Here is an 11,116-nt window from a genome sequence, read left to right as displayed (position 1 = left end):
CGCCATGACGGGATTTTCCAATTCGCCGCGCCTGCTCAAGGGCGGCCTGATCCTGATGAATCCGGCGGACGGCTTGATCCAGCGCGTCATCGCGCTTCAGTACAACCCGGACACAGTCACGCGCGCTTTGCAGCCGCAAAGCACGGGCGGCGCCGGCGGCACCAGCGAACCATTGCGGCTCAAGGGCCCGCCCGTGGAAACCATCAAGCTCGAGATCGTGCTTGACGCGAGCGACCAGCTTGAATTCCCCGCCGGGCACCCGATGGCGGTCAAGGTGGGCCTGCATCCGCAACTGGCCGCGCTTGAAATCATCGTCTACCCGAACAGCGAGACGCTGATCCGCAACAACCAGCTGGCCGGCGCCGGCACGCTTGAAATCGCGCCGGTGCAGGCGCCGCTGCCGCTGTTCGTGTGGAGCCAGTCGCGCGTGGTGCCGGTGCGGATCACCGATTTCTCGATCGTCGAGGAAGCCTTCGACGCCAACCTCAATCCGATCCGCGCGCGCGTGAGCCTGGGCATGCGGGTGCTCAACATCAACGACCTCGGTTTCAACGACAAGGGCGGCCACCTGTTCATGGTCTACCAGCAGCAAAAAGAGCAGTTGGCACGGCAGTCCGGCAGCGCGGCGCTGGCCGGGCTTGGCCTGGGCGCGGCGCCGTGAAATCACACAAGGAGCAGGCATGAGCGAAGGAGCAGGCATGAGCGAAGGAGCAGGCATGAGCGAAGGAGCAGGCATGAGCGAAGGAGCAGGCATGAGCGACAAGCACTTCCCCCCCACCAGCCGTTACGCCGCCACCGGCACGGTCGAGATGGTGCGCGACGGCGAGCGCATCGTCCACCTGCGGCGCCGTTTCGTGCCCGACCCGTCACGCTACGCGACCCTGTTCGAGCATCGCGTGGTGCAAGGCGAGCGGCTCGACCTGCTCACCGCCACCTACTTGGGCGACCCGGGCCTGTTCTGGCGCCTGGCCGACGCCAACGGCCTGCTCGACGCGCGCGAACTGGAGCAGGGCGGGCGGCGCTTGCGCCTGACCCTGCCCGAAGGCATGGCGGGGCCGGTCGATGCTTAAGGGGATCCACGTCTCGCTGCTGGTCGGGCCGGCGCAGCCGGTGCCCGCTCCCAGGCCCGTCATGGACGCGCTGCAAAGCATCCAGGTGACGTCGGACGCGGGTGCGCGCAGTGGCTTTCAGATCAAGTTCAACGTCGACAATCACTCGCCCCTGCACACGCTCTTGCTGCTGGCCGGCGGCCAGGTGCCGTGGCTGCGGGTGCTCATCGTGGTCACCATCAACAGCCTGCCCACGGTGATGATGGATGGCCTGATCACGCGCCAGGAGATCGGCGCCGCGAACGAGCCGGGCATGAGCGTGCTCACCATCACCGGCGAAGACCTGTCGGTGGCGATGGACCAGCAAGAGTTCAACGGCATTCCCTATCCGGCCATGCCGGCCCCGGCGCGGGTGGCCCTGGTGCTGGCAAAGTACGCAATGTTTGGCATGGTGCCGCTGGTGATTCCCCCGATTTTTACCGACGTGCCGATCCCGGTCGAATCGATTCCCCTGCATGAGGGAACCGACCTGGCCTACGTGCAAAAGCTAGCCAAAGATGTCGGCTACGTGTTTTACGTAAGCCCGGGCCCGCTGCCGGGCATGAACACGGCTTACTGGGGCCCGGAAATCCGGCTCGGCCTGCCCCAGCCGGCGCTCAACATCGGCATGGACGCGCACAGCAATGTGGACACGCTCTCGTTCGCGGTCAACCAGACCGGCGCGGCGATGCCGATCGTGTTTATCCATAACGCGCTGACCAAGATCGCCTTGCCGCTGCCAATTCCAAATATTTCGCTGCTCAGCCCACCGCTTGGCCTGCTCGCGCCCATTCCCAAGGAGATCACCTTGCTCAAGGAAACCGCCAAGATGTCGCCCATGGCCGCCATATCGCGCGGTCTGGCCGCTGCCGCCTCGAGCGCCGACGTGGTCAGCGCCAACGGCAGCCTGGACGTGTTCAGGTATGGCAGCATCCTCATGGCGCGCCGCCTGGTCGGCGTGCGCGGCGCAGGGGGGGCCTTCGACGGCCTGTATTACGTCAAAAAGGTTAGCAGCACCTTCAAGCCGGGCGAATTCAAGCAAACATTTTCCCTCGCGCGCAACGGCCTGCTGTCGACCTTGCCCCTGGTGCCGACATGAGCGAACGGACGCGTTTCTACGGCAAGTTCCGCGGCACGGTGCTCAACAACATCGACCCCATGCAAAAAGGGCGCATCCAGGTCATGGTGCCCGACACCACGGGGCTGGTGCCGGGCAGCTGGGCCATGCCCTGCGTGCCCTTCGCCGGCCGCCAGAGCGGCCTGTACGTGCTGCCGCAGATCGGCGACGGGGTCTGGGTCGAGTTCGAGCAGGGCGATCTTGATTATCCGGTCTGGGTCGGCGGTTTTTGGGGCAGCGCGGCCGAAGTGCCGGTGCTGGCGCTGGCCGGACTGCCCGTTTCGCCCAGCGTGGTGCTGCAGACCGGTGGGCAAAACACGCTGATGCTGTCGGACCTGCCGGGGCCGACGGGCGGCATCCTGCTCAAGAGTACAACCGGTGCGCTCATTTCGATCACCGAGTTGGGCATCACGATCAGCAACGGGCAGGGCGCCACCATCACCCTGCTGGGACCGGCGGTCAACATCAACGCGGGCGCGCTGACGGTGATCTAGCGCTTTTTCATATTAGCCATTTTTTGGAGGACCACCAGATGCCCGGATTCCTTTTGCACGTCGGCGCCACCGTGATTTGCGCGCACGGCGGCCAAGCTACGCCGAGCGCGCCGTTCCCGCGCGTGAGCGTGTCCGGCCAGCCGGTGGTCACGCTGGGCGCGCCCTACGTGGTGGCCGGTTGCGCGATGCCGCCGCCGCCGGCCGGCAACGGACCGTGCGTGAGCGGGCAGTGGCTGGCCGGTGCGACCCGGGTGATGGCGGGCGGCCAACCCGTGCTGCTGCAGGCGGCCCCCTCGATCTGCGCACCCACCGCAACGCCGATGACGGCGCTGCAAACCCAGACCCGCGTGATGGGACTTTGACATGGCGCTCGCCTTCCCCTTCCGGATCGACGCGCGCGGGCGCAGCGCCGCCGTGTTCGAGGACGCGCACCTGCGCGACATGATCGAGCAGGTACTGTTTACGGTGCCGGGCGAGCGCGTCAACCGCCCCGACTTCGGCTGCGGCCTGCTGCAACTGGCGTTCGCGCCGAACAGCGACGCGCTCGCCGCCGCCGTCCAGATGACGGTGCAAGGCGCGCTCCAGCAATGGCTGGGCGAACTGATCGAAGTGGAGGCGGTGGCGGTCGAGGCGCGCGAGGCGCAGCTGCATGTCGAGCTCCAGTACGTGGTGCGGCGCGACCGCGAGCGGGTGCGCGCCTCGTTTGCCCGGAGCCTGCCTTGAAGCGCCAGTTCCGCAGCGCCCATCCGCACCGCGTGCAACTGCTGCGCGAACTGAACCCGCCCACGCTCAACGGCATCGACTATCTGGAAATTGGCAGCGCCGACCAGCGCACCCTCAAGGTGGTGTTCGTCCACCCTGTGGCGGGGTTGGCAGCGGCCCATTTTCGGGTCGAGGGCGGGGTCAGGATCGTCGGCGTCAAGCTCGATGGGCCGGTGCTGGTGGCGGGGCGCGAGGTGAGCGTGCGCGTAGACCGGACGGGCGACTTTTCGTCGTACACGCTGCTGCTGCAAAACCCGGCCGCGCCGCTCGAAGCACCGGCCGGCTTCGACCCTTGCCTCTCTAACATTGCCTTCAGCTTCAAGGCCGAGTGCCCGTCCGACTTCGACTGCCTGACGGCGCGCACCTGCGCGCCGCCCGTCTACGTGGAACCCCGGCTCGACTATCTGGCCAAGGATTACACGAGTTTTCGGCGCCTCATGCTCGAGCGCATGGGGCAGCTCATGCCGCTTTCGCGCGAGCGCAATCCGGCTGATTTTTCCGTGGCGCTGGTCGAGATGCTGGCGCACGTGGGCGACCAGCTCAGCTATTACCAGGACGCGGTCGCCACCGAAGCTTACCTGGGCACGGCGCGCCAGCGCGTCTCGCTGCGCCGCCATGCGCGCCTGCTCGACTACGCCATCAATGACGGTTGCAACAGCCGGGTGTGGGTGGCCCTGAGCGTGCTGCTGGCGGCCGACGGACGCGTCTTGCCGGCGTCCACGCCAGTGCTCACGCGCGGCGCCGCGGGCGGCGGGGCGATCGAACGGGCCGCCATCCTGCACACCCTGCCGGACCCGCAGGTGCAAGTGTTTGAGACCATGCACGAGCTCACGCTACAGTCGGCCCACAACGGGATCGGCATCCACGCCTGGGGCGATCCGAATTTTTGCCTGGCGCGCGGCAGCACCTCGGCCGCGCTGGTCGACGGCGCCGGACTCTCGCTCAAGGCCGGCGATGTGCTGGTGCTCGAGGAAGTCGCCAATCCCGGCACCGGCCTGGCCGCCGACGCCGACCGCAGCCACCGGCACGCCGTGCGCCTGCTGGCAGTGGAGGCGGGCGTTGACCCGATGGGTGCGGTCGATCCGGTGACCCACGCGGCGCTGCCGGTGGCGCTGCAACTGGTGCGCTGGCACGCTGATGACGCATTGCCGTTTGCCTTGTGCGTGACGGTGGAACGGCCGCTCGGCGGCGGCCTGCAAACGCTGCAGCTGGCGCGCGCGCGCGGCAACGTGGTGCTGGCCGACCATGGCTTTACGCGCGACCGGGTCGGTCTCTTGCCGCCGCTCGCGCCGGCCGGGTCGCGCTACCGCCCGCGCCTGCCCGACACTGGCCTCGCGTTCGCCCAGCCTTACCGGCACCGCGCCGCACTGGGGCAGTCGGCGCGCGCTGCGCTCAGCCAGGACTTGCAACAGGTCCAGCCGGCCGGCATGTACCTGGAACTGGACGGCGCCGCTGCCGCGCCGCGCTGGAATGCGCGCGCCGACCTGCTCGGCAGCGACCGCTTCGCGCAAGAGTTCGTGGTCGAGACCGAGCACGATGGCAGCGCCCACCTGCGCTTTGGCGACCGGCAGTTCGGCATGGCGCCCGAGCCGCAGGCGCGCTTGCTGGCGCACTACCGGGTCGGCGGCGGCGGCGAGGGCAACGTGGGGGCCGAGTCGCTCACCCGCATCGTCAGCGAGGACCCGGTGCTGCGCCTGGCCATCGTTGGCGTACGCAACCCGCTGGCAGCCGTCGGCGGGGTCGACCCGGAGCCGGCCGACGCCATCAAGCTGCTCGCTCCCGAAGCATTCCGGGTGCAGGAGCGCGCGGTCACGGAGGACGACTATGCGCGCGTGGCCGAACGCCATCCCGAAGTGCAGCGCGCGCTGGCCCGGCTGCGCTGGACCGGCAGCTGGTACACCATGGTCGTCATCGTCGACCGGCTTGGCGGCAAGCCGCTCGATGCGGCCTTTCGCGCGGCCATGCTGGAGCACCTCGAGCGTTTTCGGCTGGCCGGCCACGACCTCGACCTGGCCGCCCCGGTGTTCGTGGCGCTCGATATCGCACTGCTGGTGTGCGTGGCGCCCGGCTTTTTCAGCGCTCCGGTTGAAAAAGCCCTATACCAGGCGCTGGGCGCCGGGCGCGACGCGAACGGGCAGGCCGGCTTTTTTCATCCGGACCATTTTACTTTTGGGGACCCGCTGAGCGTGTCGCGCCTGATCGCGGCCGCCATGCAGGTCAGCGGCGTGGCCTCGATCGAGGTGCTGCGCTTTCAACGCTGGGGCAAACCGGCCGACCACGAGATCGAGAACGCGCGCATCCAGGCGGCGCCGTTGGAGGTCCTGCGCCTCGATAACGATCCCAGCTTTCCGGAAAACGGCCATCTGATGCTGACCATGTGTGGGGGAATATGAGCGACGAATTGAATCGGGCCGACTCCTTTGCAGATACCTTGGCCGACTGCGACTGTTGCAAGGGCGTGCACAGCGTCACGCCGGCCGACCAGGCCAATCCTCCCGGGCAGTCGGCGCTCAAGATGCGGGTCGGCACCCATGCGCGCTTCCTGCAAAGCCAGGTGGCCGCGCTGGCCGGCCAGGACGCCTTGCACGGTTTGACCACGCGCGCGCCGGACGACCCCGCGCTGGCGCTGCTGGACGGCTGGTCGGCGCTGCTCGATGTGCTTAGTTTTTACCAGGAGCGCATCGCCAACGAGGGTTATTTGCGCAGCGCCACCGAGCGCCGCTCGGTGCTCGAACTGGCGCGCACAATCGGCTACGAATTGCGCCCCGGCGTGGCGGCATCGACCTATCTCGCGTTCGGCATGGAAAGCGCGCCCGGCGCGCCGGCCGGCATGCGCATTCCGCTTGGCCTGAAGACGCAAAGCACGCCCGGGCAGGACGAAACCGCCCAGGTCTTCGAGACGCTCGAAGCGATTGACGCGCGCGCGCGCTGGAACGCGCTGGCGGTCGCGCATGAGGATAGCGTGACGCCCGTCGTCGGCACCGACACGCTCTACCTGCGCGGCCAGCATACCGGCCTGCAGGCCGGCGACCTGCTGCTGGTGGTGGGCGACGAACGGCTGGCCGATCCGGCCGATTTGCACTGGGACGTGCGCCAGGTCACGCGCGTGCTGGCGGTGGCCCCGCTTGAAGCCAGCGCCGATCCGCTGGCTGGCCACAGCGTCGTCACGCTGGAGCGCGCGCTCGGCTCGTCCGCGCCGCCGGGCGCCCCCGTCGCCACCAACGCGCGCTGTTACGCGCTGCGCGCCAAGGCCGCCCTGTTCGGCGCCAACGCGCCCGACTGGCGTGCCATGCCGGCCACCCTGCGCGCGGCCTACCTCGGCTTCGACAAGCCGGAGCAGGCGCCGATCGGTGAACACGGCCAGTGGCCGGGCTTTACCATGGCGGGCGTCTCCGACGCTCCGCCCGGCGAGTTGGCCGGCAGCGGGCTGTATGCCGAGTATTTCGCTGGCAAACAGCTCAACGTGCCGGCGTGCGCGCGGCTTGACCCGGTCATCGATTTCCACTGGGGCGCCGGCGGGCCGGACGCGCGCGTTGGCGTCGACCATTTTGCGGCGCGCTGGAGCGGTTGGCTGGAAGTGCCGGCCACGGGCGACTACACACTGTTCGTGCTGGTCGACGATGGCGTGCGCCTGTGGCTGGACGGCAAGCTCCTGATCGATCAATGGGTCGACCATGGGAGTACCGAATTTGGCGTGCTGGCCGCGGGCCTGGAACGGGGAAAAAAATACGATCTGCGGCTCGAGTATTACGAAAACGGTGGCGGCGCGACCATCGTTTTTTCGTGGCAGGGTCCGGGCCTGGCCAAGCAGGTGGTGCCGGCCGAGCGCCTGTATCCGCGCGACGTCAACAGCGTGCATCTGGACGCCAGCTATACGAAGTGGGTGGCGGGTAGCTGGATGGTGCTCGGCCTTGGCCAACGGCGCGAGCTGTATCAGGTCGTGACGGCCAGCGACGATGGCCGCTCGCAGTTCACGCTTACCAGCAAGACCACGCGCCTGCTCTTGCGCGGCGCGCGGCTGCGCGAATTGTTCAACGACCAGCTGCGCGCAACCGCCGCGTACGGGGAGTCGAGCGAACTGGCCTGGGCCGCGCGGCCCCGTTCCGGGCTGCTCGCAGGGCTGGTGCTCGACTTGACCACGCAGGAAGACGAGCTGGCCGCCGGGCGCATGATCGCGCTGGCGGGCAAGGTGCTGCGCGAGGGGGCCGGGAACGCAGCGCTCAAGGCGCGCCTGCAAAACCACGATCCGCTGGCCGCTTTCGAACCCGCGCGCGACGGCAAGTCGGCCAGGTTCACGTTCATTGACGGGCAGCGCCTGACGGCCTTGCTCGAGCCAGCCTCGGAAGTGGTGCGCATCCAGCACGCCGAGGTGGTGGACGGGCACACCCGCCTGCTGCTGGAAACCGCGCTGGTGCACGCTTACTTGCCGGCGACGTTGCGCGTCAACGCCAACGTGGCTGCCGCCAGCCATGGCGACAGCCGCCAGATGCAGATCCAGCCGGAGCTGCTTGGCGGCGGCGACAGCAGCCGCACGTTCCAGCGCTTTGCCCTGCGTCAGGCGCCGCTGACCCACATCGCGGCGGCCACCGCGTCGGGCGCGGCCAGCACGCTCGCGCTGCGGGTGGACGGCGTGTTGTGGCAGGCGGCGCCGCGCATCGGCCTGCTCGGGCCGCGCACGCGCGGCTACGTGCTGCAATTGAACGACGACGGCCAGAGCGTAGTGCAGTTTGGCGACGGCGTGCACGGCGCGCGCCTGCCCAGTGGGGAACTCAACGTCGAGGCGAGCTACCGGGTCGGCCTCGGCTCGCAAGGCAATCTGGCGAGCGGAAAAATCGACCTGCTGCTGATGCGTCCACTCGGCCTGAAAGAGGTGGTCAACCCGGTTCCCGCCAGCGGCGGCGCCGACCCCGAGAGCGGGGCGCGGGCGCGCGCCAACGCGCCGCTGACGGTGCGTACGCTCGACCGGATCGTGTCGCTGCGCGATGTCCAGGACTTCGCCGCCGCCTTTGCCGGGATCGGCAAGGCGCAGGCGGTCTGGCTGTGGAACGGCGCCCAGCGCCTGGTGCACCTGACCGTGGGCGGGGTCGACGGCGCCGACATCGACCCGCTCTCGGCGCTGCATCGCAATCTGGCCGCTGCCGTCGACGCGGCGCGTGCGCCCCACCAGATGCTCACCATTGCCCCCGGGCGCACCCTGTGGTTCGGGTTGGATGCGCGCGTGGCGGTGCTGGCTGGGCAGCGCGCCGCACCGGTGTTCGCGCGCGTGCGGCTGGCCGTGCAGGCGGCGTTCGGTTTTGCCGCGCGCAGCTACGGACAGTCGCTCAGCGGCAGCGAACTGCTGGCCGCGATGCAGGCGGTGGAAGGGGTCGACTGGATCGACCTTGACCAGATGCGGCTGCGCGCGACGCCCGGCGGGCCGGTGCAGGCACAAGTGCCCGGCCCGGACGGTCGCCTGCGATCGCAGCGCGCGCACTGGCAGGACGGGCAAGTGGCACCGGCCGAACTGCTGCTGCCCGACTTGGCTGATGTGAACCTGTCCGAGGTGACGGCATGAGCTTCGACGCCGATTTCCTGTTTTCGCGCCTGCCGGCGTTTTACCAGAGCCGCGACGCCGAGCAGGGCGGCTCGCTGCGCGCGCTGCTGACAGTAATCGCCGCCCAAGGCGCGGTGCTTGACGACGACATCGCGCGCCTGTACGAGAACTGGTTCATCGAGACGTGCGACGAGTCGCTGGTGCCGTACATCGGCGACCTGCTAGGTGTGCGCGGCCTGTACTCGGTGGCCGGCACGCCCGCCTTCGGACAGCGCGCGCTGGTGGCCAACACCTTGCGCCTGCGGCGCCGCAAAGGCACCTTGTCCGTGCTCGAGGAGCTGGCCTTCAACGCGAGCGGCTGGCCGGCGCGCGCGGTCGAATTTTTCCAGCTGCTGGCCACCACCCAGCACGTGAACCACACCCGTACTGCGAATGTGCGCACGCCCGACTTGCGCCACGCGCTCGCCATGGAGCGTATCGACGGCGCCTTTGACCGCGCCGCCCACACTGCCGAACTGCGCGCGCTGCCCGGTGGGCGCTACAACATTGCCAACGTCGGCCTGTACCTGTGGCGCCTGTCCGCGTTCGCCCTGCAGGGACGCGGCAGCGCGCCGGCCGAGGCGGCGCACGCAGGCCGCTTCCGGTTCGACCCCTTGGGACGCGACATGGCGCTGTTCAACCGCCCGCGCGCCGAAGACAGCGTGGGCCACTTGGCAGAACCGGTCAACGTGCCCGAGCCGATCTCGCGCCGGCTGCTGCACGACGAACTGAACGCGCTGCGCCAGGCGCTGGTCGACGACACCGATCCGCCGCTCGGCTACTTTGACGCGGACGGCGGGGCGGTGCTGCGCATCTGGCTCGACGGCGAGGCAGTCCCGCCTGAAAATATGCTTGTGTGCAATCTGTCGGCGCGCTCGGACGACGCAGCCCCGCACGACTGGCGCCGCCCGCCGGCGCAGCTGACGGTGGCCGCGCGCGTGGCCGGGCGGCCCAAGCTCGACTTTCCGCGCGACTCGGCGCGCATGCTGGTCGGCATCGATCCGGTGCTGGGCCGGATCGCTTTGCCGGCGGGCAAAGTCGCGGCCAAAGTCGAGGTGGCGTACGCGGTCGGTTTTCCCGGCGACATAGGGGGCGGGCCGTACGACCGGCGCGGTGCGCGCCGCGCCGACGAGGACGGCAGCGGTCTGCTGGGCGGGCGCGGCTTTGACGTGGCGCTGCGGGTTGGCGCGGGCGCGGGCGCGTTGCCCACGCTGGCAGCAGCGCTGGCGCTGGTGGTGGCAGGCAAGCGTACCTTGATCGAGCTCGACACGGACGCCAGCGAAGCCATTTCTCCCATGCTGGTGCTGCCCGAATCGTACCTGGTAATCGAAGCGCGCAACCGGCGCCGCCCGGTGCTCATTGGCGACATCCATCTGCAGGGTAATGGAACCACGCGCTTTGGCCTTTCGGGCATCACGCTGGACGGCCAGTTGCTGCTCGACGGCCCGCTGCGCGAAGTCGACCTGCGTCACTGCGGCCTGACCCCGGCGCGCGGGGGCATCGCGCACACGGGCAGTGCGCCGGAACTGCAGCTTGTGCTCAGCCATTGCGTGTGCGGACCGGTACGGGCGCAAAACGCGCTGGGTTCGGTGGCGGCCGGCGACAGCGTGGTGGCGTCCTTCGATCTGCCGCGCAGCGCGCTGCGGATCGAACGCTGCACCGTGCCGGGCACGACGGCGGCCGGCGAAATGGCGGCCGGCAACAGCCTGTTTGGTGCGCGCGTGAGCATCGAGCGCACCCAGCAGGGATGCGTGCGCTTTTGTTACGTGCCCCAGAGCTCGCAGACGCCGCGCCGCCACCGCTGCCAGCCCGACATGGTCGTCAAGGACCTCGCGCCGGCGCTGGCGGCGGCCGAGGCGGTGCGGGTCAGACCGAGTTTTACCCAGGTCGGCTATGCCGACCCGGCCTATTTCCAATTGACCTCCGGCACGGCCAGCGAAATCCGGCGCGGCGCCGACGATGGCGCCGAAATGGGCGTGTGGAACATGCTCAAACAAGCCCAGCGCGAAGCCAACATCACCCAGGCGCTCGACGAATACTTGCGCTTCGGCCTGGAGGCGGGTGTCATTTTCGTCAATTAGAA

Annotated in this window: 9 protein-coding genes; all 9 read left to right on the top strand. The window is 69.0% G+C overall.

All coding sequences use genetic code 11. The annotated features are described in order from the left end of the window. The first annotated feature begins 4 nt into the window (after positions 1–4). The 9 genes from ACP7BV_RS15995 to ACP7BV_RS15955 are packed head-to-tail and all read left to right on the top strand — an operon-like array spanning position 5 to position 11,114. Positions 5–661, top strand: coding sequence for a hypothetical protein (locus tag ACP7BV_RS15995; RefSeq protein WP_426105212.1), 657 nt, complete (start codon positions 5–7; stop codon positions 659–661). Positions 662–680: 19 nt separating this feature from the next. Then, positions 681–1,070, top strand: a complete 390-nt coding sequence (locus ACP7BV_RS15990; RefSeq protein WP_426105211.1) for a LysM domain-containing protein — start codon at positions 681–683, stop codon at positions 1,068–1,070. Further along, positions 1,063–2,187: a hypothetical protein gene (locus tag ACP7BV_RS15985; protein ID WP_426105210.1), complete on the top strand. Its 1,125-nt coding sequence runs from the start codon at positions 1,063–1,065 to the stop codon at positions 2,185–2,187. The genes ACP7BV_RS15990 and ACP7BV_RS15985 overlap by 8 nt, the downstream gene beginning before the upstream one ends. Continuing rightward, positions 2,184–2,699, top strand: a complete 516-nt coding sequence (locus tag ACP7BV_RS15980) for a phage baseplate assembly protein V (RefSeq protein ID WP_426105208.1) — start codon at positions 2,184–2,186, stop codon at positions 2,697–2,699. The genes ACP7BV_RS15985 and ACP7BV_RS15980 overlap by 4 nt, the downstream gene beginning before the upstream one ends. A gap of 38 nt (positions 2,700–2,737) precedes the next feature. Further along, entirely contained in the window at positions 2,738–3,061 is a 324-nt protein-coding gene (locus tag ACP7BV_RS15975; protein WP_426105207.1) for a hypothetical protein, read from the top strand. A 1-nt stretch (position 3,062) separates the two neighbouring features. Then, the gene (locus ACP7BV_RS15970) at positions 3,063–3,422 is read left to right on the top strand and encodes a GPW/gp25 family protein (protein ID WP_426105206.1); all 360 of its coding nucleotides are present in this window, start codon (positions 3,063–3,065) and stop codon (positions 3,420–3,422) included. Further along, the gene (locus ACP7BV_RS15965; protein ID WP_426105204.1) at positions 3,419–5,854 is read left to right on the top strand and encodes a putative baseplate assembly protein; all 2,436 of its coding nucleotides are present in this window, start codon (positions 3,419–3,421) and stop codon (positions 5,852–5,854) included. The genes ACP7BV_RS15970 and ACP7BV_RS15965 overlap by 4 nt, the downstream gene beginning before the upstream one ends. After that, on the top strand, positions 5,851–9,015 hold the full coding sequence (locus ACP7BV_RS15960) for a PA14 domain-containing protein (RefSeq protein ID WP_426105202.1): 3,165 nt from the start codon (positions 5,851–5,853) through the stop codon (positions 9,013–9,015). The genes ACP7BV_RS15965 and ACP7BV_RS15960 overlap by 4 nt, the downstream gene beginning before the upstream one ends. Further along, positions 9,012–11,114 carry a phage tail protein gene (locus tag ACP7BV_RS15955; protein WP_426105200.1) on the top strand — a complete coding sequence of 701 codons (2,103 nt, stop codon included), beginning with the start codon at positions 9,012–9,014 and terminating at the stop codon, positions 11,112–11,114. The genes ACP7BV_RS15960 and ACP7BV_RS15955 overlap by 4 nt, the downstream gene beginning before the upstream one ends. Positions 11,115–11,116: the final 2 nt, after the last annotated feature.

The sequence above is a fragment of the Massilia sp. TSP1-1-2 genome (assembly GCF_049896185.1).
Taxonomy (GTDB): domain Bacteria; phylum Pseudomonadota; class Gammaproteobacteria; order Burkholderiales; family Burkholderiaceae_D; genus Telluria_A.
This window is presented reverse-complemented; position numbering and strand designations above follow the sequence as displayed.